The organism is Reyranella sp. (assembly GCF_965229815.1).
Lineage (GTDB): Bacteria > Pseudomonadota > Alphaproteobacteria > Reyranellales > Reyranellaceae > Reyranella.
On record NZ_CBDDJN010000006.1, the window covers coordinates 1,841,745 to 1,865,558 of the forward strand.

24 protein-coding genes are annotated in these 23,814 nt (G+C 69.4%); 9 read left to right on the forward strand and 15 right to left on the reverse strand.

The genetic code is table 11. From position 1 onward, the window contains the following. The first annotated feature begins 1 nt into the window (after position 1). A complete protein-coding gene (locus ACO073_RS20110) occupies positions 2-976 on the forward strand; it encodes a class I SAM-dependent methyltransferase (protein ID WP_421999682.1) in 975 nt (324 codons plus the stop codon). A 59-nt stretch (positions 977-1,035) separates the two neighbouring features. On the opposite strand, the gene ACO073_RS20115 is transcribed toward ACO073_RS20110, so the two are convergent. Both ACO073_RS20115 and ACO073_RS20120 read right to left on the reverse strand, forming a co-directional pair. Beyond that, complete coding sequence (locus ACO073_RS20115) at positions 1,036-1,788, reverse strand: TlyA family RNA methyltransferase (protein ID WP_421999684.1); 753 nt, start codon at positions 1,786-1,788, stop codon at positions 1,036-1,038. A gap of 1 nt (position 1,789) precedes the next feature. Further along, positions 1,790-2,248, reverse strand: coding sequence for a VOC family protein (locus ACO073_RS20120; RefSeq protein ID WP_421999686.1), 459 nt, complete (start codon positions 2,246-2,248; stop codon positions 1,790-1,792). A gap of 35 nt (positions 2,249-2,283) precedes the next feature. Here ACO073_RS20120 and ACO073_RS20125 point away from each other — a divergent pair, with 35 nt between their 5' ends. After that, a complete protein-coding gene (locus ACO073_RS20125) occupies positions 2,284-3,027 on the forward strand; it encodes an SDR family NAD(P)-dependent oxidoreductase (RefSeq protein WP_421999688.1) in 744 nt (247 codons plus the stop codon). A 61-nt stretch (positions 3,028-3,088) separates the two neighbouring features. Beyond that, entirely contained in the window at positions 3,089-3,751 is a 663-nt protein-coding gene (locus tag ACO073_RS20130; RefSeq protein ID WP_421999690.1) for a peroxiredoxin, read from the forward strand. A gap of 90 nt (positions 3,752-3,841) precedes the next feature. Here ACO073_RS20130 and dxs read toward each other — a convergent pair whose 3' ends face one another. The 3 genes from dxs to ACO073_RS20145 are packed head-to-tail and all read right to left on the reverse strand — an operon-like array spanning position 3,842 to position 6,957. Then, positions 3,842-5,755 (reverse strand): 1-deoxy-D-xylulose-5-phosphate synthase, encoded by a 1,914-nt coding sequence (gene dxs, locus ACO073_RS20135; RefSeq protein WP_421999691.1) that lies wholly within the window; start codon positions 5,753-5,755, stop codon positions 3,842-3,844. Between the two features lie 27 nt (positions 5,756-5,782). After that, positions 5,783-6,691: a polyprenyl synthetase family protein gene (locus tag ACO073_RS20140; protein ID WP_421999693.1), complete on the reverse strand. Its 909-nt coding sequence runs from the start codon at positions 6,689-6,691 to the stop codon at positions 5,783-5,785. Between the two features lie 11 nt (positions 6,692-6,702). After that, entirely contained in the window at positions 6,703-6,957 is a 255-nt protein-coding gene (locus ACO073_RS20145) for an exodeoxyribonuclease VII small subunit (protein ID WP_421999695.1), read from the reverse strand. Positions 6,958-7,220: 263 nt separating this feature from the next. On the opposite strand from ACO073_RS20145, the gene ACO073_RS20150 reads away from it, so the two are divergent. Continuing rightward, complete coding sequence (locus tag ACO073_RS20150) at positions 7,221-8,150, forward strand: IclR family transcriptional regulator (RefSeq protein WP_421999697.1); 930 nt, start codon at positions 7,221-7,223, stop codon at positions 8,148-8,150. A gap of 88 nt (positions 8,151-8,238) precedes the next feature. Continuing rightward, positions 8,239-8,715, forward strand: coding sequence for a PaaI family thioesterase (locus tag ACO073_RS20155; protein WP_421999699.1), 477 nt, complete (start codon positions 8,239-8,241; stop codon positions 8,713-8,715). A 123-nt stretch (positions 8,716-8,838) separates the two neighbouring features. Here the strand turns inward: ACO073_RS20155 and leuD are convergent, their stop codons facing one another. Beyond that, the gene (gene leuD, locus ACO073_RS20160) at positions 8,839-9,468 is read right to left on the reverse strand and encodes a 3-isopropylmalate dehydratase small subunit (RefSeq protein ID WP_421999700.1); all 630 of its coding nucleotides are present in this window, start codon (positions 9,466-9,468) and stop codon (positions 8,839-8,841) included. A gap of 10 nt (positions 9,469-9,478) precedes the next feature. Next, a complete protein-coding gene (gene leuC, locus ACO073_RS20165) occupies positions 9,479-10,888 on the reverse strand; it encodes a 3-isopropylmalate dehydratase large subunit (protein WP_421999702.1) in 1,410 nt (469 codons plus the stop codon). 92 nt (positions 10,889-10,980) lie between these two features. Here leuC and ACO073_RS20170 point away from each other — a divergent pair, with 92 nt between their 5' ends. The 3 genes from ACO073_RS20170 (at position 10,981) to ACO073_RS20180 (ending at position 12,409) form a co-directional block, all read left to right on the forward strand. Beyond that, the gene (locus ACO073_RS20170; RefSeq protein ID WP_421999703.1) at positions 10,981-11,835 is read left to right on the forward strand and encodes a helix-turn-helix transcriptional regulator; all 855 of its coding nucleotides are present in this window, start codon (positions 10,981-10,983) and stop codon (positions 11,833-11,835) included. 64 nt (positions 11,836-11,899) lie between these two features. After that, complete coding sequence (locus ACO073_RS20175; protein WP_421999704.1) at positions 11,900-12,169, forward strand: hypothetical protein; 270 nt, start codon at positions 11,900-11,902, stop codon at positions 12,167-12,169. Between the two features lie 36 nt (positions 12,170-12,205). Continuing rightward, entirely contained in the window at positions 12,206-12,409 is a 204-nt protein-coding gene (locus ACO073_RS20180) for a hypothetical protein (RefSeq protein ID WP_421999706.1), read from the forward strand. A 7-nt stretch (positions 12,410-12,416) separates the two neighbouring features. Here ACO073_RS20180 and ACO073_RS20185 read toward each other — a convergent pair whose 3' ends face one another. From ACO073_RS20185 to ACO073_RS20205, 5 genes are all read right to left on the reverse strand, one after another. After that, positions 12,417-13,208, reverse strand: a complete 792-nt coding sequence (locus ACO073_RS20185) for a 2-keto-4-pentenoate hydratase (protein ID WP_421999708.1) — start codon at positions 13,206-13,208, stop codon at positions 12,417-12,419. A 97-nt stretch (positions 13,209-13,305) separates the two neighbouring features. Then, positions 13,306-15,555, reverse strand: coding sequence for a 3-hydroxyacyl-CoA dehydrogenase NAD-binding domain-containing protein (locus tag ACO073_RS20190; RefSeq protein WP_421999710.1), 2,250 nt, complete (start codon positions 15,553-15,555; stop codon positions 13,306-13,308). A gap of 94 nt (positions 15,556-15,649) precedes the next feature. Beyond that, positions 15,650-16,861 (reverse strand): acetyl-CoA C-acetyltransferase, encoded by a 1,212-nt coding sequence (locus ACO073_RS20195; RefSeq protein ID WP_421999712.1) that lies wholly within the window; start codon positions 16,859-16,861, stop codon positions 15,650-15,652. A gap of 114 nt (positions 16,862-16,975) precedes the next feature. After that, complete coding sequence (locus ACO073_RS20200) at positions 16,976-18,118, reverse strand: acyl-CoA dehydrogenase family protein (protein ID WP_421999713.1); 1,143 nt, start codon at positions 18,116-18,118, stop codon at positions 16,976-16,978. 148 nt (positions 18,119-18,266) lie between these two features. Then, entirely contained in the window at positions 18,267-18,848 is a 582-nt protein-coding gene (locus ACO073_RS20205; protein WP_421999714.1) for a hypothetical protein, read from the reverse strand. 219 nt (positions 18,849-19,067) lie between these two features. Between ACO073_RS20205 and ACO073_RS20210 the strand changes: the two genes are divergently transcribed. Next, entirely contained in the window at positions 19,068-19,610 is a 543-nt protein-coding gene (locus ACO073_RS20210) for a hypothetical protein (RefSeq protein ID WP_421999716.1), read from the forward strand. Positions 19,611-19,626: 16 nt separating this feature from the next. On the opposite strand, the gene ACO073_RS20215 is transcribed toward ACO073_RS20210, so the two are convergent. From ACO073_RS20215 to ACO073_RS20225, 3 genes are all read right to left on the reverse strand, one after another. Continuing rightward, the gene (locus tag ACO073_RS20215) at positions 19,627-20,202 is read right to left on the reverse strand and encodes a hypothetical protein (protein WP_421999718.1); all 576 of its coding nucleotides are present in this window, start codon (positions 20,200-20,202) and stop codon (positions 19,627-19,629) included. 6 nt (positions 20,203-20,208) lie between these two features. Further along, complete coding sequence (locus tag ACO073_RS20220) at positions 20,209-21,723, reverse strand: 3-hydroxyacyl-CoA dehydrogenase (RefSeq protein ID WP_421999720.1); 1,515 nt, start codon at positions 21,721-21,723, stop codon at positions 20,209-20,211. 99 nt (positions 21,724-21,822) lie between these two features. After that, positions 21,823-23,730, reverse strand: coding sequence for a propionyl-CoA synthetase (locus tag ACO073_RS20225; RefSeq protein ID WP_421999722.1), 1,908 nt, complete (start codon positions 23,728-23,730; stop codon positions 21,823-21,825). Positions 23,731-23,814 lie beyond the last annotated feature (84 nt).

Sequence of the window (23,814 nt, forward strand, 5' to 3'; positions counted from 1 at the left end):
CGTGAGCCAGGCCGGCCGCGCGCTCGCCCACGCCTTCGACACGGGAGCGCTCGCGCCGCAGCGGGCGTTCTTCCTGCGGGCCGAGCTCGCCCCTTTCCGCGACATCGACGCCGAGCAGTCGTTCCGGCCCGAGTTCCTGCGACTGGGGCGCGCGGGCTGGTCGGTGGTGCCGCGGCTCGAGCGCGGCGGCTACGCGCTGGGACAGGTGCTGCTGACCAAGCACAAGGAGGAGAACTTCGCCAACGTCGCGCGCGGCTGGTCGCTGCTGGCCGAGGGCGGCACGCTGGTCTGCACCGGCTCGAACGACGACGGGGCCGCCAGCCTCGAGCGCCATGTCGGCAAGGCGTTCGGCCTCGACGGCCAGCTCTCCAAGTTCCACTGCCGGGTGTTCTGGCTGACGCGGGGCGCTCGCCGCCCGCCCGACTACTGGCAGGCGCTCGCCCGCCTGCAGCCGGTCGGCGACGGTACGTGGCTCAGCCAGCCCGGCATCTTCTCCTGGGACCGCATCGACGACGGCTCGGCCCTGCTCGCCCGCCACCTGCCCGACGATCTCGCGGGCCATGTCGCCGATTTCGGCTGCGGCTGGGGCTACATCGCGCGCGAGGCGCTGGCGCGCGCACCCGGCATCGCGCGCATCGACCTGATCGACGCCGAGCATCTCGCCATCGAGGCGGCGCGGGCGAACGTCGCCGATCCGCGTGCCTCGTTCCACTGGCTCGACCTGGTCCAGGAAGCGGCGCCGGCGACCTACGACGCGATCCTGTGCAACCCGCCCTTCCATGCCGGCCGCGCCGCCGAGCCGGGCCTCGGGCAGAACATCATTACCGCCGCGGCGCGGGCGCTGCGACCGGGCGGCCGGCTCTTTCTCGTGGCCAATCGCGGCCTGCCCTACGAGCCGCAGCTCAAGGCGAACTTCGGGTCGTTCGAGACGCTGGCCGACAACAACAAGTTTCGGGTGAGCCGAGCGGTGCGATAAACGGAAACTGTCATCCCGAGCGCAGCGAGGGACCTTTCCGTAACCTTAAAGGCCCCTCGCTACGCTCGGGGTGACAGCGCGTACGTTCCCGCAATCAGGAACTCCCGGTTGCCCTCGGCGCCCTCGATCGGGCTGTCGGTGACGCCGAGGACTGTCCAGCCGGGCTGCTCCGCCAGCCACGCCGAGATCGCGGCGCAGACCTCCTCGTGCAGTTCGGGGTCGCGGACGATGCCGCCCTTCCCCACGCGGCCGCGGCCGACCTCGAACTGCGGCTTGATCAGGGCCACGAGATGGGCGCCCGGTGCCGCCAGCGCCAGCGCCGCTGGCAGGGCGGTGCGCAGCCCGATGAACGAGGCGTCGCATACGATGAGGTCGACGGGCTCCGGCACCTCGCGGCGCGTGACATCGCGGATGTTGGTCTTCTCCATCGACACGACGCGCGGATCGGAGCGCAGCTTCCAGGCGAGCTGGTTGGTGCCGACGTCGATCGCATAGACCCGGGTCGCGCCGCGCTGCAGCAGCAGGTCGGTGAAGCCGCCGGTCGAGGCACCGACATCGAGGGCGACGCGGCCTTCGACCGGGATGGCGAAGTGATCCAGCCCCTTCTCGAGCTTCAGTCCGCCGCGCGACACGTAGGGATACGGCTGGCCGCGCACCTCGAGCGCCGTTTCCTCGGCGACCGCGTGGCCTGCCTTGTCGAGCCGGCGGTCGCCGGAGAAGACGAGCCCGGCCATGATCAGCCGCTGCGCCGCGGCCCGCGTCTCGGCCAGTCCGCGCTCGACCAGCGCCACGTCGAGGCGTGTGCGCGCCATCTCAGACGGCCGGCGGCGGCGCGCGGCGCTCGGCCGAGACCGGGCTCATCAGGCCGACGGCGACACCGTCGGGATCCTCGACGATGGCATAGCGGGCGCCCCAGAAGGCGTCGAAGGGCGGCTGCAGCCCGCGATGGCCGGCCCCGGTCATCTCGCCGTAGAGCCGATCGACCTCCTCGCGTGACTCCACGCCGAAGCCGACGACCACGCGGCCCGCCAGGCCGGCCTGGCCCGCCCAGGCGGCGTTCCAGAACGGCGCGAAGGCGGCGCTGTCGATCTCCAGGCTGGCGGCCTCCGCCGAGGAACGGCGGATGGCGCTGACATGGTGGGCGCCGCTTTCCGTCCTCCAGATCTCCGCCGCGGGAATGTCGAGCCCCAGCCGCCGATAGAAGGCGATGGATGCGTCGGCGTCGCCGCTTACAATGTTGACCTGATTGAGCGTCGGCCGCGTCCGGTCCATGGGCTCACTCCAAATCGAGGGAAGAAACACTTAGCATGAGCACGAAGCTTCTGGAGGGCGAACGCGCCCTCGTCACCGGCTGCGCCGGCGGCATCGGCCGCGGCATCGCGAGTGCGCTCAAGGCCGAGGGCGCGACGGTGCTGGGCAGCGACATCGCCGCGCCGCCGGCCGAGGACGGGATCGACTTCCTGGCCGCCGATCTCGGCCGGCCCGACGGCTGGAAGACGCTGCTCGCCGGCGCGCTCGACCGGCTGGGCACGGTCTCGCTGTTCGTGCATGCCGCAAGCCCGCGGCGGCGCGAGGTCGACACGCCGCTGTCGGTGAGCGAAGAGACGTGGGATGCCATGACCGGCATCAACCTGCGCGCCGGCTTCTTCCTCGGCCGCGAGGTCGGCCGCCACATGCGCGACAAGGGCATCAAGGGTCGCATCCTGCTCATCACCTCCCAGCATCGCGAGACGCCGCGCAACCTGCCCCACTACAGCGCCTCGAAGGCCGGGATGACGATGGTGATGAAGGAGCTGGCGCGCACGCTGGCGCCCTCGGGGATCCGCGTGAACGCCCTCGCGCCGGGCGCCATCCCCGGCGGCGGCTTCGTCGCCGACAACCTTGCCGACCTCGTGAAGCAGATTCCGATCGGCCGTGCCGGCACGCCGGACGACGTCGCCCAGATGGCGGTCGCCGTCCTGTCGGAAAGATTCGGCCGCTACGTGGTGGGGACGACGGTGGAAATCGATGGTGGACTGGGCCTCATGAGCTGGATTCCCGCCAAGGCTTGACCCGGCGCGGGCGAACCCCAATCTAGGCGGGGCGGCGTACGCCGCCAGGGGGGTTAAGACCATGACGCTTCGAATCAATTCCACCGCGCCGGACTTCAAGGCGGAGACCACGCAGGGGCCGATCGAGTTCCACAAGTGGATCGGCGACGGCTGGGCCATCCTGTTCTCGCATCCCAAGGACTTCACGCCGGTCTGCACCACCGAGCTGGGCTACATGGCCGGCCTGAAGCCGAAGTTCGACGGCCTCAACACCAAGATCATCGGCCTCTCGGTTGATCCGGTGACCAACCACGCCAAGTGGGCCAAGGACATCGAGGAGACCCAGGGCCATGCCGTCACCTATCCGATGATCGGCGATCCCGAGCTCAAGGTGGCGACGCTGTACGACATGCTGCCCGAGGGCGCCGGTACCTCGTCGGAGGGCCGCACGGCCGCCGACAACGCCACCGTGCGCTCGGTGTTCATCATCGGCCCCGACAAGAAGATCAAGGCGATGCTCACCTATCCGATGAGCACCGGCCGCAACTTCGACGAGGTGCTGCGCCTGCTGGAGTCCTGCCAGCTCACCGCCAAGCACCAGGTGGCGACGCCGGTGAACTGGAAGAAGGGCGAGGACGTCATCATCGTCCCGGCCGTGTCCGACGAGCAGGCGAAGGCCAAGTTCCCGGGCGGCTGGAAGGCGCCGAAGCCCTACCTGCGCATCGTGCCGCAGCCGAAGGACTGAGCGTCGGGGGTTCCTTGAGGATTCCGGGCCGTCGGCTCGCTCGTGCGACTTGAGCGAGCCGGAGGTTCGCCGTCCGGAAGAGCCTGAGGCCTATCCCCGCGCCCGCTCGGCCTCGCGGCCGAGCGCGGCCAGCGCGGTGGCGACGATGGACGCCGCGTCGAGCCCGGCCTGGGCGTATTGCTTGGCCGGCGCGGCGTGGTCGATGAACCGGTCGGGCAGGATCAGCGGGCGGATCTTGAGCCCATGGTCGAGCGCCCCGGCCATTGCCAGGTCCTGCAGCACCTGGGCGGCGAAGCCGCCGATCGCCCCCTCCTCGATCGTGATCAGGACCTCATGCTCGCGCGCCAGCCGGCGCACGAGATCGGTGTCGAGCGGCTTGGCGAAGCGGGCGTCGGCCACCGTGGTGCTGAGCCCCTTGGCGGCCAGGTCCTCGGCCGCCACCAGGCACTCCTGCAGGCGGGCGCCGAAGTTCAGGATGGCGATCTTGCTGCCCTCGCGCACCACCCGGCCCTTGCCGATCTCGAGCGGCGTGCCGCGCGCCGGCAGGTCGATGCCGACGCCCTCGCCGCGCGGATAGCGGAAGGCCGAGGGCCGGTCGTCGATGTGCGCGGCCGTCGCCACCATGTGCATCAGCTCGAGTTCGTCGGCCGCCGCCATGACCACGAAGTCCGGCAGGCAGGCGAGATAGGTGATGTCGTAGGAGCCGGCATGGGTTGCGCCGTCGGCGCCCACCAGGCCGGCGCGATCGATGGCGAAGCGCACCGGCAGCTTCTGGATCGCCACGTCGTGCACCACCTGGTCGTAGGCGCGCTGCAGGAAGGTCGAGTAGATGGCGCAGAACGGCTTGAAGCCCTCGGTCGCGAGGCCGGCGGCGAAGGTGACGCCGTGCTGCTCGGCGATGGCGACGTCGAAGCAGCGCTCGGGGAAGCGCTCGGCGAACTTGTCGAGGCTGGTGCCCGAGGGCATGGCCGCGGTGATGGCGACGATCTTCCTGTCGACCTCCGCCTCGGCGATCAGCGACTTGGCGAACACCGCCTGGTAGGCCGGCGCATTGGCGACCGGCTTGGCCTGCTTGCCGGTGATGACGTCGAACTTGACGACGCCATGATACTTGTCGGCGCTCTTCTCGGCCGGCCCATAGCCCTTGCCCTTCCGGGTGACGACATGCACCAGGATCGGCTTGTCGAGCTGGCTGTCGCGGGCGTTCTTCAGCACCGGCAGGAGGTGGTCGAGATTGTGACCGTCGACCGGGCCGACATAGTAGAAGCCCAGCTCGTCGAACAACGTGCCGCCGGCCACGAAGCCACGCGCGAACTCCTCCGCCCGCTTGGCGGCCAGCTCGAGCGGCTTGGGCAGCGCCTCGGCGACCGAGCGGCCGAGGTTGCGCAGGCTGACATAGGGTTGCCCCGACAGAAGCCGGGACAGGTGGGCCGACAGGGCGCCGACCGGCGGGGCGATCGACATGTCGTTGTCGTTCAGCACCACGACCAGACGGCTGCGCAGGGCCCCGGCATTGTTCATCGCCTCGTAGGCCATGCCGGCGCTCATGGCGCCGTCGCCGATCACCGCCACGACATTGTTGGTGCCGCCGGCCAGGTCGCGGGCCACCGCCATGCCCAGCCCGGCCGAGATCGAGGTCGAGGAATGGGCGGCGCCGAACGGGTCGTACTCGCTCTCGCTGCGCCGGGTGAAGCCCGAGAGACCACCCTCCTGGCGCAGGGTGCGGATGCGGTCGCGCCGGCCGGTGACAATCTTGTGAGGATAGGCTTGGTGGCCGACGTCCCAGATCAGCCGGTCGCGCGGCGTGTCGAAGACGTAGTGCAGCGCCACCGTCAGCTCGACGACGCCCAGCCCCGCGCCGAGATGGCCGCCGGTCACGGAGACCGCGGAAATCGTCTCCTGCCGCAGCTCGTCGGCGAGCTGGGGCAGCTGCTCCGGCCGCAGCCGACGGATGTCGGCTGGCACGTCGACGGTGTCGAGGAGCGGTGTGCCTTGGACTGTCATGACGCCATCATACTCCCGCAACGACCCTCAGGTCCGCCGCGCAACCACGAAATTCGCCGCCTGCTTCAACAGGTCCGCCGCGGCGCCGAAGGGCTCCAGATGCACGGCCGCCTGCCGGGCCAGCAGCTCGGCCTGGGCCCGCGCCCGCTCCTGGCCCAGGATCGACACAAAGGTCGCCTTGCCCGCCGCGGCATCCTTGCCCGGCGTCTTGCCGATCTCGGCCGCACTGCCCTCGACGTCGAGCAGGTCGTCGACGATCTGGAAGGCCAGGCCGAGATCATGGGCATAGGCGGACAGCGCCCCCCGCAGCTGCTCGCTCGCCTTGCCCAGGATCGCACCCGATGTGCACGAAAACGAGATCAGGGCCCCGGTCTTCAACCGCTGCAGGCGGGTGATGGCGCCGATCGACATCTCGCCGCCCCGGCTCTCGGCCAGCAGGTCGAGCATCTGGCCGCCGACCATGCCCCGGGCGCCGGCGGCGCGGGCCAGCTCGGCCACCAGATGGGCGCGCACCGTGGCGTCGCCGTGCGTGTCCTCGTGGGCCAGGACCTCGAAGGAAAGCGCCTGCAGCGCGTCGCCGGCCAGGATGGCCGTCGCCTCGTCGAACTGCCGGTGGCAGGACGGCTTGCCGCGCCGCAGGTCGTCGTCGTCCATCGCCGGCAGGTCGTCGTGGATCAGCGAATAGGCGTGCAGGAACTCGATGGCGCTGGCCGTCCGCAGCGCCGACAGGGGCGCGACCTTGAACAGGGTGGCCCCGCCCAGCACGAAGAAGGCGCGCAGGCGCTTGCCGCCGCCCAGGCTGGAATAGCGCATGGCCTCGAAGACGCGGGCCTCGTCCGAATCGCCCTTGGGCAGGAGGCGATCCATGGTGTGTTCGACCGAGGAGGCGGCGAAGGACAGCGCGGCCTCGAAGTCGCGATGCGACGACAGTGGCATGATCGGGGGACTTAGCTCAGGTCGGCGGGCTGGGTGCCGACGGCGCCGTCGGACGAGAAGACGATCTTTTCCACCTTCATCTTCGCCTCGGCAAGCTTCAGCTCGCAGTGCTTCTTCAGCAGCGCGCCGCGCTCATAGGCCGAAATTGCCTCGTCGAGCTTCACCTGCCCCTGCTCGAGCTGCTTCACGATGCCTTCCAGCTCCTTCAGGGCGTCCTCGAAGGACAGGCCGGCAATGTCCTTGGGCAGTGGGTTGTCTTTGGCCAATTCTTGCCTCTCAGAGGTAGGGGAAGGCGATGGTAGCCGCCGGCCTCCCCAAGAGCCAGTGACCCGCGCCAACGGTGTGAAAAATGCCCATGCCGCGCGGCCTTTCCGCCTTCCTCAACCCTCGATAGCGACACCCGCGCCTGCGGCATGGCGGCTTTGCACGTTCGCAGGTCAAAACCGAGGCGTGCGCATTGCGGCATATGAGAGGCGATGGCACGTTCCGCTCCGCAAGGAAATAAACGGCCATTCACGGAGTAACGCTCATGGGCAATGTCAGCCATCTCGTCACACGAACCGCAGCCTTCGAAAGCTCGGTCGAAAATGGTCTCGAAGGTGTCACCGGCAAGGATCGTCAGTTCGTCACGGCGCTGGCCCGCGGCCTCGACATCCTGCGCGCTTTCCATGCCGGCGAAGGCATGCTGGGCAACCAGGAGATCGCCCACCGCACAGGCCTGCCGAAGCCGACGGTAGCCCGCCTCACCCACACGCTGACCGAGCTCGGCTACCTCAACTACATCCGTCGCTTCCGCAAGTACGAGCTCGGTGCCTCGGTGCTGGCGCTGGGCTATGCCGCCATCTCGAGCATGGACGTCCGCCGCGCCTCGCGGCAGCCGCTGGAGCAGCTCGCCCATGCGCTGAACGCCTCGACCGCGCTGGGCGGCCGCGACCGCCATTCGATGATCTACCTCGAGGCCTGCCGCGGCCCCTCGGTCGTCGCGATCACCCATGATGTCGGCACGCGCGTGCCGATGGCGACCACCGCGATGGGCCGCGCCTATCTCTTCTCGCTGCCCGACGTCGACCGCAACAAGCACATCGACGCCATCCGCCGCCGCTGGCGCGACGACTGGACGAAGGTCAAGACCGGCCTCGAGCGGTCGTTCAAGGAGCTGGCGGACCGCGGCTTCTGCGTGACCTGGGGCGAGTGGCTGCCCGAGCTCTGCGGCGTCGGCGCGCCGCTGCGCAATTCCGACGGCACGGCGGCCTATGCCATCAACGCCTCGGCGCCGATCTACCAGATCAGCCGCGACCGGCTCGAGGCCGACTGGGGCCCGCGCCTGGTGAAGGTCGCGCGCGACATCCGCACCGGCATGGCCGCCCAGCCGGCGGCCAGCACGGCCCCGGCGGCGCTGCGGCCCGTCACCAACGGTCACGGGCACCGGCCGCCGATGTCGGCGATGGCGCGCCGCTAAGCTAAAGCGACTTCCGGTCCGATCGAACCGCGTGTGGCTCGATCGGACCGGACCTGCGCTTGCGTTCCTATCCGGCAGACTTCCCCAGATGCCCATCCAACGACCGGCCGATGCCCGGCCCGTCGCTCCCTACGAGTTCCGCGGCTTCAATGGCGTGATCGGCCACGAGGTCGTGGCCTGGCGCCACGGCTTCGTCGAGATGCGCCTCGCGGTGCGTCCCGAACTGTGCAACGCCAACGGTTTGCTGCACGGCGGCGTGCTGATGACGCTGCTCGATTCGGCCAGCGGCTTCGCCTGCACCTTCAACGAGACGGCGACCGCGCGGCGGCTCAGCGTCACCCTCGCCTTCACGACGCAGTTCATCAAGGCGGCGCGCGAGGGCGACGTGCTGGCGATCCTCGGTGCCTGGCGGCCCTCGACCAGCCAGAGCACCTTCGCCGCCGAGACCGAGATCTACGACCAGAACGGCGACCTGATCGCCACCGGCGCCGGCACCTTCCGCTATCTCAAGGGCGAGCGCAGCGACGGCGTGCTGACCTTCCTCGACAAGCAGGCGGCGGACTGACGACCCCCTCCTCCCCATCGTCTCCGATGGGGAGGTGTCGCCGTCCTACGGCGACGGAGGGGTCAGGGGCATCAGTCCTGTCAGTCATGACCCTCCGTCCGCTTCGCGGACACCTCCCCAGATTCACTGGGGAGGAGTGAGCACCTCCGCCCGCCACGGCTGGCGCTCGGCCAGCGCCGCTTCGAACCCGTCGATCCGGTCGGTGCGGGCCAGCGTGGCGCCGATCTCGTCCAGGCCCTGGAGCAGCCGCTCGCGGCGGAACGGCTCGATCTCGAAGGCGATGCGCTCGCCGTCGGGGCGGACGATCTCCTGCGTCTCGAGATCGATCGTCATCGTCGCGTTGGCGCCGTGCTCGGCATCCTTCATCAGCTCCAGGCACTGCGCCTTGGGCAGCGCCACCGGCAGGATGCCGTTCTTGAAGCAGTTGTTGAAGAAGATGTCGGCGAAGGACGGCGCGATCACGCAGCGGATGCCGAAATCGCGCAGCGCCCAGGCGGCATGCTCGCGGCTGGAGCCACAGCCGAAATTGTCGAGCGCGACGATGATCTCGGCCTTGCGCCAGGCCGGCCGGTTGAGCACGAAGTCGGCGCGCTCGGCGCCATTCGCCTCGTAGCGCATCTCGGCGAAGAGATGCCGGCCCAGTCCCGTGCGATCGGTGACCTTCAGATAGTCCTTCGGGATCACCATGTCGGTGTCGACATTGGCCATCGGCAGCGGCGCCGCGACGGCGGTCAGGCGGACGAACTTTTCCATCATTCTCTCCTTACCTCATGAGGTCGCGGACGTCGGCGAGGCGGCCGGTGACCGCGGCCGCCGCGGCCATTGCCGGGCTGACCAGGTGGGTGCGCCCGCCATAGCCCTGGCGTCCTTCGAAGTTGCGGTTGGAGGTCGAGGCGCAGCGCTCGCCCGGCAGCAGGCGATCCTCGTTCATCGCCAGGCACATCGAGCAGCCCGGCTCGCGCCAGTCGAGGCCGGCGTCGCGGAAGACGCGGTCGAGTCCTTCCGCCTCGGCCTGGCGCTTGATGAGACCGGAGCCGGGGACGACCATCGCCTGGACGTGACTTGCGGCCCTGCGGCCGCGCACGACCGCCGCCGCCGCCCGCAGGTCCTCGATCCGGCTGTTGGTGCACGAGCCGATGAACACCCGGTCGATGCGGACGTCGGTCATCGGCGTGCCCGCCGTCAGCCCCATGTAGGCGAGGCTGCGCGCTATCGCAGCGCGGCGCTCGCCGTCGGCGGTGTCGGCGGGATCGGGCACGCGCCCGCCGATCGGCACGACGTCCTGCGGGCTGGTTCCCCAGGTCACCTGCGGCTCGATGCGGGCCGCCTCGAGGGCGACCTCGCGGTCGTAGCGCGCGCCGGCATCCGACGGCAGCGTCCGCCACGCGGCGACCGCCTGCTCCCAGGCCTCGGTCGGCGGCGCCTGCGGCCGGCCCTTCAGGTAGGCGAAGGTCGTCTCGTCAGGCGCGATCAGACCGGCGCGCGCGCCCGCCTCGATCGACATGTTGGAGACCGTCATGCGGCCCTCCATCGAGAGCCGGCCGATCGCCGACCCGGCATACTCGATCACGTATCCCGTGCCCCCGGCGGTGCCGATCGTCCCGATCACGGCCAGGACCAGGTCCTTGGCTGTCACGCCGAAGCCCAGCTCGCCCTCGACGGTGATGCGCATGTTCCGCGACGGTGTCGTGATCAGCGTCTGGGTCGCCAGCACATGCTCGACCTCCGAGGTGCCGATGCCGAAGGCCAGCGCGCCGAAGGCGCCGTGGGTGGCGGTATGGCTGTCGCCGCACACCACAGTCATGCCGGGCTGGGTGAAGCCCTGCTCGGGTCCGATCACGTGCACGATGCCCTGGCGGATGTCGTCCATGCCGAAGAACGGCACGCCGAACTCGCGCGTGTTGCGCTCCAGCGTCTCGACCTGGTGGCGCGACAGCGGATCGGCGATGCCCTGGCTGCGGTCGGTCGTGGGGACGTTGTGGTCGGCGACGGCGATGGTGGCCTGCGGCCGCCGCACCCGGCGGCCCGCCGCGCGCAGCCCCTCGAAGGCCTGCGGGCTCGTGACCTCGAGCAGCAGGTGGCAGTCGATGTAGAGCAGCACCGTGCCATCGTCCTGCTCCTCGACGACGTGGCTCTGCCAGATCTTGTCGTACAGCGTGCGCGGCCCGGTCATGCGCTGGTCCCTCCTTCGGTGTCCTTGGCCCGCTGATGCGCCGTTCTTTACCCTGGTACCAGTGCGCAATTTATCCTGGTATAAACTGTCCCATGACGGCGGCCGACACGCTGGAGACGAGGCGGCGCGAGCTGGGCGACTTCCTGCGCGCCCATCGCGACCGGCTGGTGCCGGAAAGCCTCGGCTTGCCGGGCGGCGGGCGGCGGCGCACGCCCGGCCTGCGCCGCGAGGAGGTCGCGCAGTCCTGCGGCATGAGCGCGACCTGGTACACCTGGCTCGAGCAGGGTCGCGAGGTCTCGGCGTCGGCCTCCGCCCTGTCGGGGCTGGCGCGTACGCTGCAGCTCACGCCGGCCGAGCGTGCCTATCTGTTCGAACTCGCGGGCAAGCGCGATCCCAGCCTGCCCGCGCCGCCGGACGGCGACGGCATGGACGTCGCGGCCTCCCTGGGGCGGGCCGTCGCCGCCATCGACGCGCCGGCCTATATCCTCGATTCGCTGTGGAACGCGCGGGCCTGGAACCGGCCGGCAGCGCGGCTGTTCGTCGGCTGGCTCGACGGCAACAGCGACCGCAACCTGCTGCGCTACGTCTTCCTGAGCCCGACCGCGCGCACGGTGATTCCCCAGTGGCAGGAGCGGGCCCGCCGCGTGCTGGCCGAATTCCGCGCCGATTCCAGCCGCCACCTCCAGGACGAGGGCCTGCAGGCGCTGGTCGAGGAGTTGCGCCGGCGCAGCCCGTACTTCGCCCGCTGCTGGCGCGAGCACGATGTCGTCGACCGCACCGGCGGCGAGCGCACCTTCGAGCACCCGCGGCGCGGACGGCTGTCCTACGAGCAGGTGGGCTTCGCCGTCGCCACCCGCCCGGACTTCAAGCTGGTCATGCTGGTGGGCCCGGCCGCCTCCGGTCGGGGCCTCGCCGCACCCGCCAATCGACGGTCACGGGACCTGTAACGCTCCGCCGCGTCGCCCCGTCTCCCTTCCGAGACCGGCATTCACCGCCGGGGGGGAGACCGACATGAAGCGATCCGTCGACGCCGCCGCCATCAGCCTTCTGGCCCTGATTGCCCTCGGCATCACCGTTGGAACCGGCGTCATCGTCAACGCCTGCGGCCTGCATCGCAGCCTACCATCGCTGGACTCGGTGGCCGGCCTCGACGCCGACACCATCGTCGCCAGCGGGGTGCGCGTCCTCGTCGCCTACGACTACGACGGCAACGGCCAGCGCATCTGCCGCCAGGTGGTCAGGGTTCAGTCCGGCAAGCTCGTGCCGGCCAACTGCCCCTGACCATCCCTCTTCCCATCAGACCCACAGGAGACCGTCATGCAGCTCTTCTTCGTCACCGCCCTCGCGACCATCCTGATCGCCGGCCATCCGACCGCCGCGACCGCCGGCCAAAACGGCTCGCCTGGTTTGCAGACCCGCTCTCCGGCCTTTCACGTCGTGAGGTTCGGCCTCCCCCGGCTGCCTGGCGTGCCGCGCCTGCCCTCAATCCCCAAGCGGCCGAAGATGCCGCGCTGGCCGTGAGCGGCCGTCAGTTCACCGTGATCTCGGTGCCGCCGATGCCGACGAACTCCGTCTTCGCGACGCCCGGCCCGGGCAGGAAGACCGGCGGATGCACCGAGCCGGTGAGGATCACGTCGCCCGCCTTCAGGTGCGTGCCGTGCTCGTTGAGCTTGTTGGCGAGCCAGGCGAGCGAGATCAGCGCGCCGCCCATGACGTTGGTGCCGGGACCGGCGCCGATCTCCTTGTCGTCGAACAGCGAGCGGCCCTTGAGGCCGGCGAAATCGACGGCCTGCCAGTCCTTCACCTCCGTGCCGACGATGCAGGCGGCCTGCAGCACGTCGTCGGCGATGCGGCCCGGCCCGCTCACCTTGGTGACGTCGCCGTAGCGGTTCTCGACCACCTCGGCGCCGCAGTTGAACGAACGAACCATCGGCTTGATGGTGTCGGCGGTCCAGGCGGCCGTACCCTTCGGTGCGTCCTTGCCCATGGTCGCCACCATCTCGCACTCGATGCCGGCCTTGAGGGGCCAGCCCTTCTCGAACACCGCCCCGCTCGGCCGCACGCCGCTCCTGTAGATGCCGGCGAAGACCGGCCCGGAGAGCTTCAGCGGCTCGTACTGCGAGGGCAGCGTCAGCGCGACCTTCCAGCCGGCCAGCGGATCGCCGGCCGCCGCCAGCCGGTCATGCACCGCGAACTGGACCTTGTAGGACTCCGCCTCCGACAGGCCGGCCGTGGCCTCGGCCAGGAAGTCCATCACCTTGCGGCTGCGCCGGCCCTCGGCGATGCGGTCGGCGAGTGCGGCGATGTCCTTGTCGTTCACGGCGAGTCCTCCAGCTGGGGGCGCACCACTCCGTGGCGCGTCATTGCTTATACCAGCCAAGACGCGCGACGGGAGTCGCGCGCCCCCGGCGGAAGAGCTACGCCGCCTTGGCCGGATGGTAGTTGCCGTAGAAGCTCTGGCCCTTGGCGGCCATGTCGCGCAGCAGCTTCGGCACCTCGAACTGCGGCCCGTACTTCTTGGCCAGCTCGTCGCACTCGGCGACGAACTGCTTCACGCCGACCTGGTCGATCAGGCTGATCGCCCCGCCGGTCTGCGGCGCGAAGCCCAGGCCCATGATCGAGCCGACGTCGCCATCCTGCGGGTCGGTGAGCACGTTGGCCTCGAGGCAGCGCGCCGTGTCGACGGCCTGCACGTAGAGCAGGCGCTTCTTGATCTCGGCCTCCTTGGCGCGCTTCTCCTCGCCCTCGCCGTACAGCAGCGTGGGATCGGCCGGGAAGTGCTTTTGCAGATCCGGCCACAGGCGCTTCTTGCCGTCGGCCGGATACTCGTAGAAGCCCTTGCCGTTCTTGCGCCCGAAGCGCTCGAGCTTCTTCACCATCAGCTCGAGCATGTCCTCGGTGCCGGAGGCCTCGTACTTCTGGCCCGACGCCTCGGCGTCGCGCCGCGTCTGGTCCATGATCTTCCACGACAGGTCGATCGCGACCTCGTCGTTGAGCGCCAGCGGCCCCACCGGCATGCCGGCGAAGCGGGCGCAGTTCTCGATCATCGCCGCCGGCACACCTTCCTTCAGCAGGCGATGGCCCTCGCTGATGAAGGCGCCGCAAACCCGGCTGGTGAAGAAGCCGCGGCTGTCGTTCACCACGATCGGCGTCTTGCGGATCTTCTTCACGAAGTCCATCGAGCGCGCCAGCGTCTCGGGCGAGGTCTTCTTGCCGACGATGATCTCGACCAGCGGCATCTTCTCGACCGGCGAGAAGAAGTGCAGGCCGATGAAGTTGGCCGGCCGCGACGACGCTTCGGCGAGGCCGGTGATCGGCAGGGTCGAGGTGTTGGAGGCGAACACCGCGTCGGCAGCCAGCACCGCCTCGGCCTTCTTCGTCGCCTCGGCCTTGACCTCGCGGTTCTCGAACACCGCCTCGATCACGAGCTGGCAGCCCTCGAGCGCGCCGAAGTCGGGGGTCGCGGTGACGCGGCCCAGCGCCTCGTCGCGCTTGTCCTGGGTGAGCCGGCCGCGCTTCACGAGCTTGTCGAGCTCGCCCGCGATGTGCGCCTTGCCCTTGTCGGCCGAGGCCTGGTCGCGATCGACCAGGACGATCTGGAGCCCGGCCTGGACCGAGACGGTGGCGATGCCGGCGCCCATCAGGCCCGCGCCCAGGATGCCGATCCTGTCGTAGGCTTGGGTCGGCACGCCCTTGGGCCGGCGCACGAGCTTGTTGGCCTCCTGCAGGCCGAAGAACAGGGTGCGGATCATGCTCTTGGCCACGGGATCGCGCAGCAGCGAGACGAAGTAGCGGGTCTCGACGCGCAGCGCGGCGTCGAACGGAAGCTGCAGCCCCTCGTAGACGCAGCTCATGATAGCCTTGGGCGCGGGATACACGCCGTTGGTCTTGCCGGCGATCATCGCGTTGCCGCCGATGAAGGTCTGCACGCCGACCGGGCTCCACACCTGGCCGCCGGGGAAGCCCGGGGTCTTGAAGCCCTTGCGGTCCCACGGCTGGACGGCGCGGCCGTCGATTGCCTTGGCGCCCTTGCCGGCATATTCCGGCGCCACCTGCTCGGTCGACGGCGCCGTCAGCCAGGCCTTGGCGCGGGCGAGCAGCGTATCGGCCGGCACGACCTCGTGGATCAGGCCGAGCCCCTTGGCCGCGTCGACGGTCAGGTCCTTGCCCTCGAGCAGGATCGGGGCGGCGTTCATGACGCCGATCAGGCGCGGGATGCGCTGGGTGCCGCCGCCGCCCGGCAGCAGGCCGAGCTTGACCTCGGGCTGGCCGATCTTGGCCTTGGGGTTCACCGCGGCGATGCGGTAGTGGCAGGCGAGGCAGATCTCGAAGCCGCCGCCCAGCGCCGTGCCGTTGATCGCGGCCACGATCGGCTTGCCGCCGGTCTCCTGGCGGCGGAACAGCTTCTGCAGCCCGCTGAACTGCTCCATCAGCTTGGCGGCATCCGACGTGTCGGCGCCCAGCAGCATCTCGAGATCGGCGCCGGCGATGAAGTCCGCCTTGCCCGAGGTCAGGATGATGCCCTTCACCTTCTCGTCCTTGAGCGCCTCCTCGAGCGCGCCGGCATAGGCGGTGATCGAGGCCTCGTTCAGCACGTTCATCGTGCGGCCCGGCATGTCCCAGGTGATGGTGGCGATGCCGTCGCTGTCGACGTTGTAGTTGATCATGTCATGTCCTCGTTGCTGGGGGCGCGCCACTCTCCGTAGCGCGATCATTCTTGCGGCCAGGGACGACGCGCGATCGCAGTCGCGCGCCCCCGGCTCAGACGCGCTCGATGATGGTCGCGGTGCCCATGCCGGCGCCGACGCAGAGCGTGGCGAGGCCGGTCGACAGGTCGCGGCGCTCCAGCTCGTCGAGCAGCGTGCCGAGGATCATGGCGCCGGTGGCGCCCAGCGGATGGCCCATGGCGATGGCGCCGCCGTTCACGTTGATCCTGTCGTGCGGCATCTTGAGGATCTGCAGGTAGCGCAGGACGACGGCGGCGAAGGCCTCGTTCAGCTCCCAGAGGTCGATGTCCTTCACCGACATGCCGGCGCGCTTCAGCGCCTTCTCCGAGGCCGGCGCCGGGCCGGTCAGCATGATCGCCGGCTCAGAGCCGATCGAGGCGAAGGAGCGGATCCGGGCGCGCGGCTTCAGCCCGGCCTTCTCGCCGAACTCCTTGGTGCCGATCAGGATGGCGGCGGCGCCGTCGACGATGCCCGAGGAATTGCCGGCATGGTGGACGTGGGTCACCTTCTCGACCTCCGGATAGCGCTGCAGCGCCACGGCGTCGAAGCCCGGCATCATCTCGCCCTGCATCTTGAAGCTGGGCTCGAGCGCCGCCAGGGTCTGCATGGTGGTGGTCGGCCGCATCAGCTCGTCGTGGCCCAGCAGCTCGATGCCGTTCTGGTCCTTCACCGGCACGATCGACTTCTTGAAATAGCCCTTGTCCCAGGCGTGCTTGGCGCGCTTCTGCGATTCGACGGCATAGGCGTCGACGTCGTCGCGGCTCATTCCGTACTTGGTGGCGATCACGTCGGCCGAGATGCCCTGCGGCACGAAGTACATCGGCATGGCGACCGCCGGATCGGTCGGCCAGGCGCCGCCGTCGGAGCCCATCGGCACGCGCGACATCGATTCGACGCCGCCGCCGATCGCGGCCTCGCTCTGACCCGACATCACCTGGGCCGCCGCCATGTTGGTGGCCTCGAGACCGGAGGCGCAGAAGCGGTTGACCTGGACGCCCGACACGGTCTCGGCATAGCCCGCCATCACCGCCGCGGTGCGGGCGATGTCGGCGCCCTGCTCGCCGACCGGCATGACGCAGCCCAGCACCACGTCGTCGACCAGGTGCGTGTCGAGCTTGTTGCGGTCGCGGATCGCCTGAAGCGCCGTCACGGCGAGCTTCACCGGAGTCACCTCGTGCAGCGAGCCGTCCTTGCGGCCCTTGCCGCGCGGCGTGCGGACGGCGTCGTAGATGAATGCGTCAGTCATGGTCGGTCTCCTGATTATGTCGTCCTGAGCGTAGCGAAGGACCTCATCGCCGCTCGCCGCTCGCCGCTCGCCGCTGGCATGAGATCCTTCGCTACGCTCAGGATGACAGATTAACTAAAGCGTCCTTCCGATCAGTTCCTTCATGATCTCGTTGGTGCCGCCGTAGATCTTCTGGACCCGCGAATCGGCATATAGGCGCGCGATCGGGTATTCCCACATGTAGCCGTAGCCGCCGAAGAACTGCAGGCACTCGTCGATCAGCGCGCACTGCAGGTCCGTGGTGTAGTACTTGGCCATCGCCGCCGTGGCGACGTCGAGCTCGCGCTTGAGGTGCTTCGCCACGCAGTCGTCGACGAAGACGCGCGCCACCTTGGCCTTGGTCTTGAGCTCGGCCAGCTTGAAGCGGGTGTTCTGGAAGTCGATGACCGGCTTGCCGAAGGCCTTGCGCTCCTTGACGTAGGCCAGCGTGTGCTCCAGCGCCGCCTCGATGGCGGCGATCGCCTGGATGGCGATCACCAGCCGCTCCTGCGGCAGCTGCTGCATGAGCTGCACGAAGCCCATGCCGGTGCCGCCGCCCAGCAGGTTGTCGGCCGGCACGCGCACGTCGTCGAAGAACAGCTCCGACGTGTCCTGCGCCTTCATGCCGATCTTCTCGAGGTTGCGGCCGCGCCGGAAGCCCGGCGTATCGGTCTCGACGGCGATCAGCGAGGTCCCCTTGGCACCGAGCTTGGGATCGGTCTTGGCGACGACGACGACGAGGTCGGCGAGCTGGCCGTTGCTGATGAAGGTCTTGGAGCCGTTGATCACCCAGTGATTGCCGTCCATGACCGCGCTGGTGCGCACCGCCTGCAGGTCCGAGCCGGTGCCGGGCTCGGTCATGGCGATCGCCGTCACCAGCTCGCCGGAGCAGGCCTTCGGGATCCACTTCTTCTTCTGCTCCTCGGTGCCGTAGTGCAGCAGGTAGGGCACGACGATGTCGTTGTGCAGCGAGAAGGCCGGCCCCGAGGCGAGCGCCCGGCCCTGCTCCTCGATCAGGATGGCGCTGTAGAGGAAATCGGCGCCGGCGCCGCCATAGGCCTCGGGCATGGTCATGCCGAGCAGTCCCTGCTCGCCCGCCTTGCGCCACAGGTCGCGCGGCACGACGCCGTCCTCCTCCCACTTCATGTGGAAGGGCACGACTTCCTTCTCGAAGAAGCGCCGGCAGGTGTCGCGGAACATCTGGTGTTCGGGCGTGTAGTGGGCAGCCAACGCAGTCACGGAACGCTCCTCCGGCGGTCTGGTCGAACGGTCTTGTTGTTGGGACTTTGGTCCGCCGGCGCAGGCTCCGCCAGCGCCTCGGATGTAGTTTACCTTTACGTAAACGTCAACCTCGCCAACGGCCGGGCCTGACCGGCCGAGCCGCTTGTTAGTTCGACGAGGGCAAGCCCGCCATCACGGCCTCGGCTCGCGCGCTGCGGGCCCGGGCCGACGGTTCCAGGTGCCCGAGTACCGCCTCCAGGAATGCGCGCTCCTCGGCCTCTGAATGGAACGAGGCGCGGCGAATGGCGAGGGCGCTGACCGGCACGAAGAGGATCCAGCAATCCTTGACCGGCATCAACTCGCTGATGAAGGGCCAATGGAACCGGACGGTCCCGACCGCCGATTCCACCAGCAGGCCGTCAGTCCGAACCGAGACGGTCATGACAGTCTGGGTCGGCGCGCCCCGCGCCTGCCATTCCTGCCGCATCTTCCTGTCGACGAACCGCCGGGCCGCGTTGTTCAAGCCGAACGCCAGGGTCAGGAACAGGACGATGACCGCCAGCCCCGGCACACCTCGCACTTCCATCGCTACGCCCAGGCCGATCACGACCAGGACGACCGCGAGCACGGGCGACGCAAGGAGCAAGATCCGCCAGCGGCCCATGATGCGGCGGCGAACCGGCTGATTGAACCGGAAGGGCCCGAAGGCCGACCCGATCGACGTCGCGCCGGGCAATTCACTGATCATGGCTCGCACTCCCCCTTTTCTCGAAAGACGAGAGTGACGGGCGCCCCGTTACACGACCTAGCCAGCCGCACGGCAGCGGGCCGCCCCTCAGCTGCAAGACGACCCCATTGTGGCAATCCCCACCTTGGCGGCAGCGCGGGCAATCATTCCGGACGCGCGGGCATGTCGGCGCGAGGCCACTCCTCCTAGGGTCCGGCCGCCCGAGCCAAGGAGGAAACCGTGTTCGGCCTGTCGCTCCCGACCTTCACCGCCCTGCATGTCGCGCTCAGTCTCGTCGCCATCGCCGCCGGCGTGATCGCGTTGCTCCGGCCGGCCATGCCGGCCCGCGCGTCGAGCGTCGCGACGCTCTTCCTCGCCACCACGCTCGCAACCACGCTCACGGGGCTGCTCTTCGCCCTGCCCTTCCCGCGCTTCGGGCTGGGCCACGGGATCGGCATCGTTTCCCTGGTCGTCCTCCCGCCGACAGCGCTGGCGCTCCATCGCCACCGCGCGTCCGGCAATTGGCGCCGGACCTATGTCGGCGGCGCGACGCTGCTGCTCTACCTCAATGCGTTCATCGGCGTCCGCCAGGCCTTCGCCAAGATCGGCTTCCTGCGCGACCTGCCGGCGACGCCCGGCGGCAGCCCGCTCCTGCTGGCGCACCTTCTCCTGGTCATGGTCTGCCTCTGGCTCGCCCTGCACGCGGCGGCGAGACTGCAGTCGGTCGCGCCGAAGCCGCGCCGCCGGGCGCGGCCGCTCTACGTCGTCGACCGCTGGGGCTGAGCTTCAAGCGCTTCCGTCATCGACGATGCGGCACGAGATCCGGGCATGGGTGGGCAGGGGAACGCACGTCGCAGGCACTCACCTTCGCGAAGTACGCCTCAAGTCGCGCCACCTGCTCGGGCGTGTCGGCGGCACGCACGGCACGCTGCACCAGATACAGTGCATCCTTGCCCTTGATGGCGCGGAACATCGTCATCTCGGGCTTGCCTGTCGACGGCAGAAGTGGACAGCGGAGCAACATGGTTGCCGCCGTGTAGCCATTGATTCTTTCTGCCGTGACCGGCGCGGAGGCGCTGCCATTGCACTCTGCCTGCCACCGGGTCTGGATCTTGGCCAGGAAGTCTTTGGGATCGAGGTCGGGCCGGTCTTTGAAAACCTGCACCGTCATCATTTCCGTCCAGTCCTCGAGTGTCTCGCCGTTCGGAACCCACTCGAAAATCCCGACGTCATCGCGCGAGCCCCTGAACGCCATCTTGAACCCCGCCGGCGGCGCCAGCAGCAGGTTTTCGCCTTCAAGCTTCTGCTGGGCCTGCGATGACAGGCCGCCCAGGAAAAGGCACGACAGCGCGCCCAGCATCGCAACCCACTTCATGGAAGCCTACTCCAGCGTCGTCGCGCTCATCCCGAGCTGCGCCCGCCGGCGCAGCCACTGGCTGGGACGGTAGCGGTCGTCGCCGGTGATGGCCTGGAGCTGCACCAGGATCTCGTGGCAGTCCTTGACGCCCAGCCAGTCGGCCAGCGCCAGCGGCCCGCGCGGATAGTTGAGGCCGAGCGTCATGGCGGTGTCGACGTCGGCCGCCGAGGCGATGCCGATCATCGCCATCTCGCAGCCGAGGTTGGCGATCATGGCGCACATGCGCTGGGCGATGAAGCCGGGCGAATCCTTGATCAGGGTCACCTTGGCGCCGGTGCGCGCCAGGATGGCGGCCGCGGCGTCGCGCACCAGGTCGTCGGCGCCCGGCGCCGTCATGATGGTCAGTCGCTTGGCGACGTCGCCGGTGACGTCGACCGCGACCGTGCGCCTCGGATCGAGGCCGCGCTCGACCACGGTCGTCGTGCAGTCCTTGCCGACCGGCGCCACCAGGATCGGGCTCTTGCCGTCGTCGACCGCCAGCGCCTGCGCGCCGGCCGCTATCACCAGGCCGACCAGCTTCTCGTTGTGGCTGTCCATCACCACCACGCGCGCCGCCGGCACGACCGACGGCAGGTGGTCGGCGCCCGGATCGACCTTGCCGCCCTTGGCGTCATAGGAATACCAGCCGCCGCCGGTCTTGCGGCCGAGCCGGCCCGCCGCATAGAGGCTCTCGTGATAGGGGCTCGGCGTCATGCGCCGGTCGTGGAAGAAGCCCTCGTAGATGATCCTGCGCGCCGGGAAGTTCACGTCGATGCCGGTGAGGTCCATCAGCTCGAACGGACCCATGCGGAAGCCGCACGTGTCGCGCATCACCGCGTCGACCTGGGCCGGCGTCGCGCGGCCCTCCTGCATGATGCGCAGGCCCTCGGTGCCGATCGCCGTGCCGCCGAGATTGACCAGGAAGCCCGGCGTGTCGCCCACGACCACGGGCACGCGCGTCTGGCGCTTGCCCAGCGCCACCATGGCGTCGACCACCCATTGCGCGGTGTCGGCGGCGCGGATCACCTCGACCAGTTTCATCAGCGGCACCGGATTGAAGTAGTGCATGCCGCACACCCGGTCGCGGTGCTTCAGCGCGCGCGCGATCGAGGCGATGCGGATCGACGAGGTGTTGGAGGCGAGGATGCACTCGGGCGCGACCACGGCCTCGAGCTCGCCGAACAGCTTCTGCTTGACCTCGAGGTTCTCGAACACCGCCTCGACCACGACGTGGGCCGCCTTGAGGTCGTCTAGCGTCTCGGCGACCGCGAGGTTGGCCTCGGTCTTCGCGAGGTCGGCGTCGGTCAGCCGGCCCTTGGCGACCAGACCCTTCAGCGTCTCCAGGATGGCCGCCTTCGCCTTGGCCGCGCCGCCCGCGGCGGCGTCGTACATCACCGCCTTGATGCCACCCTGCGCCGTCACCTGCGCGATGCCGCGCCCCATGGCGCCGGTCCCCACGACGCCCACGACCAGATCGGGGCGGTTCACATCGAGAGCCATACTACTATCCTTCCCTTCATTGCCGGGGGCGCGCCACTCTGTGGCGCGTCTTCGCGAACACAATAACCATGAGCGCCACGGAGTGGCGCTCCCCCAGCACTAACCCTTGTCGGCATACCCCGCCGTCTTCAGCCCGCCGGTGATCTCGTCGAGCGCGCCGGGATCCTCGATGGTCGCCGGCATCTTCCACGGCTGGCCGTCGGCGATCTTCTGCATCGTGCCGCGCAGGATCTTGCCCGAGCGCGTCTTGGGCAGGCGCGGCACGACGATCGCCGTCTTGAAGGCCGCCACGGGGCCGATCCGGTCGCGCACGAGCTGGACCACCTCGCGCACCGTGTCCTGCGACGGCCGGTCGACACCCGCCTTGAGGACCAGGAAGCCGAAGGGCACCTGACCCTTGAGCTCGTCGGCGACGCCGATCACGGCGCACTCGGCCACGTCGTCGTGGCTGCCCAGCACCTCCTCGATCTGGCCGGTCGACAGACGGTGGCCGGCGACGTTGATCACGTCGTCGACGCGCGTCATGACCGAGACATAGCCGTCCTCGTCGATGAAGCCCGCATCGCCGGTCTTGTAGTAGCCGGGAAACTCCGTGAGGTACGACTGGCGGAAGCGCTCGTCGGCATTCCACAGCGTCGGGAACGTGCCGGGCGGCAGCGGCAGGCGCGCCGCCAGCGCCCCGACCTCGCCCGGCTTCATCGCGTGGCCCTGCTCGTCCAGCACCTCGAGGTGCCAGCCCGGCGACGGCACCGAGGTCGAGCCCGGCTTGATCGGCATCGGATCGAGGCCGACGAAGTTGCCGCAGATCGCCCAGCCGGTCTCGGTCTGCCACCAGTGATCGACGACCGCCACGCCGAGCAGCCGGCGCGCCCATTCGATGGTCGGCGGATCGCCGCGCTCGCCGGCCAGGAACAGCGTGCGGAAGTGCGAGAGGTCGTAGGACTTCAGGAGCTTGCCGTCCGGATCCTCCTTCTTGATGGCACGGAACGCCGTCGGCGCGGTGAACAGCGCCACCGCCCTGTGCTCGGAGATCACGCGCCAGAAGGCGCCCGCATCCGGCGTGCCGACCGGCTTGCCCTCGTAGAGGATCGTGGTCGCGCCCAGGATGAGGGGGCCGTAGACGATGTAGCTGTGGCCCACCACCCAGCCGACGTCGGAGGCGCACCACCAGACCTCGCCGGGCTTGATGCCGTAGAGATTGCGCATCGACCATTCGAGCGCCACGGCATAGCCGCCATTGTCTCGCACCACGCCCTTGGGCTGGCCGGTCGTCCCCGACGTGTAGAGGATGTAGAGCGGATCGGTCGCCCGGACCGGCACGCAGGGATGCGGCTCGGCCGCCGCCACGGCGGCATTCCAGTCGAGATCGCGCCCCTCGACCATCGAGGCCTCGACCTGCGGCCGCTGCAGCACCAGGCAGTGCGGGATCTTGTGGCTGGCCAGCACGATCGCCTGGTCGAGCAGCGGCTTGTACTGCACCACGCGGCCGGGCTCGATGCCGCACGAGGCGGTCAGCACGAGCTTCGGCGTGCAGTCGTCGATGCGGGTGGCGAGCTCGTTGGCCGCGAAGCCCCCGAACACCACCGAGTGCACCGCGCCTAGTCGGGCGCAGGCCAGCATCGCCATCACCGCCTCGGGGATCATCGGCATGTAGATGATGACGCGGTCGCCCTTGCCGACGCCGCGCGCGGCGATGGCGCCGGCGAGCCGCGCCACCTCGTCGCGCAGCGCGCCGTAGGTGAAGCTCTTCTTCATGCCGGTCACCGGCGAATCGTAAATCAGGGCCGTCTGCTCGCCGCGGCCCCGCTCGACGTGGCGGTCGAGGGCATTGTAGCAGGTGTTGAGCTCGGCCCCGGCGAACCAGCGGTAGAACGGCGGGTTGGAGGCTTCCAGCACCTTGTCCCAGGGCCGGTTCCAGTCGATCGCCGCGGCCTGCTCGGCCCAGAATCCCTCGGGATCGGCGAGCGAACGCTGATGGACGGCACGATACCTGTCGCCGACGGCCATGGCTGTTTCCTTCCCTTCGGGCGGGCAGGCTTAGCCCCGCGCGCGCCGGGCTGCAACATGGCTGGAGCAACCGCCAACCGGCCA

Excerpts from the sequence above, each read along its gene's own strand:
- ACO073_RS20115 (WP_421999684.1), bottom strand. The coding sequence starts at position 1,788 with ATGGCGCGCACACGCCTCGACGTGGCGCTGGTCGAGCGCGGACTGGCC.
- dxs (WP_421999691.1), bottom strand. The coding sequence starts at position 5,755 with ATGACAGTCCAAGGCACACCGCTCCTCGACACCGTCGACGTGCCAGCC.
- ACO073_RS20215 (WP_421999718.1), bottom strand. The coding sequence starts at position 20,202 with ATGAAGTGGGTTGCGATGCTGGGCGCGCTGTCGTGCCTTTTCCTGGGC.
- ACO073_RS20130 (WP_421999690.1), top strand. The coding sequence starts at position 3,089 with ATGACGCTTCGAATCAATTCCACCGCGCCGGACTTCAAGGCGGAGACC.
- ACO073_RS20155 (WP_421999699.1), top strand. The coding sequence starts at position 8,239 with ATGCCCATCCAACGACCGGCCGATGCCCGGCCCGTCGCTCCCTACGAG.
- ACO073_RS20220 (WP_421999720.1), bottom strand. The coding sequence starts at position 21,723 with ATGGCTCTCGATGTGAACCGCCCCGATCTGGTCGTGGGCGTCGTGGGG.
- ACO073_RS20175 (WP_421999704.1), top strand. The coding sequence starts at position 11,900 with ATGAAGCGATCCGTCGACGCCGCCGCCATCAGCCTTCTGGCCCTGATT.
- ACO073_RS20125 (WP_421999688.1), top strand. The coding sequence starts at position 2,284 with ATGAGCACGAAGCTTCTGGAGGGCGAACGCGCCCTCGTCACCGGCTGC.
- ACO073_RS20180 (WP_421999706.1), top strand. The coding sequence starts at position 12,206 with ATGCAGCTCTTCTTCGTCACCGCCCTCGCGACCATCCTGATCGCCGGC.
- ACO073_RS20170 (WP_421999703.1), top strand. The coding sequence starts at position 10,981 with ATGACGGCGGCCGACACGCTGGAGACGAGGCGGCGCGAGCTGGGCGAC.
- ACO073_RS20195 (WP_421999712.1), bottom strand. The coding sequence starts at position 16,861 with ATGACTGACGCATTCATCTACGACGCCGTCCGCACGCCGCGCGGCAAG.
- ACO073_RS20120 (WP_421999686.1), bottom strand. The coding sequence starts at position 2,248 with ATGGACCGGACGCGGCCGACGCTCAATCAGGTCAACATTGTAAGCGGC.
- ACO073_RS20140 (WP_421999693.1), bottom strand. The coding sequence starts at position 6,691 with ATGCCACTGTCGTCGCATCGCGACTTCGAGGCCGCGCTGTCCTTCGCC.
- leuC (WP_421999702.1), bottom strand. The coding sequence starts at position 10,888 with ATGACCGGGCCGCGCACGCTGTACGACAAGATCTGGCAGAGCCACGTC.
- ACO073_RS20150 (WP_421999697.1), top strand. The coding sequence starts at position 7,221 with ATGGGCAATGTCAGCCATCTCGTCACACGAACCGCAGCCTTCGAAAGC.
- leuD (WP_421999700.1), bottom strand. The coding sequence starts at position 9,468 with ATGGAAAAGTTCGTCCGCCTGACCGCCGTCGCGGCGCCGCTGCCGATG.
- ACO073_RS20190 (WP_421999710.1), bottom strand. The coding sequence starts at position 15,555 with ATGATCAACTACAACGTCGACAGCGACGGCATCGCCACCATCACCTGG.
- ACO073_RS20205 (WP_421999714.1), bottom strand. The coding sequence starts at position 18,848 with ATGATCAGTGAATTGCCCGGCGCGACGTCGATCGGGTCGGCCTTCGGG.
- ACO073_RS20225 (WP_421999722.1), bottom strand. The coding sequence starts at position 23,730 with ATGGCCGTCGGCGACAGGTATCGTGCCGTCCATCAGCGTTCGCTCGCC.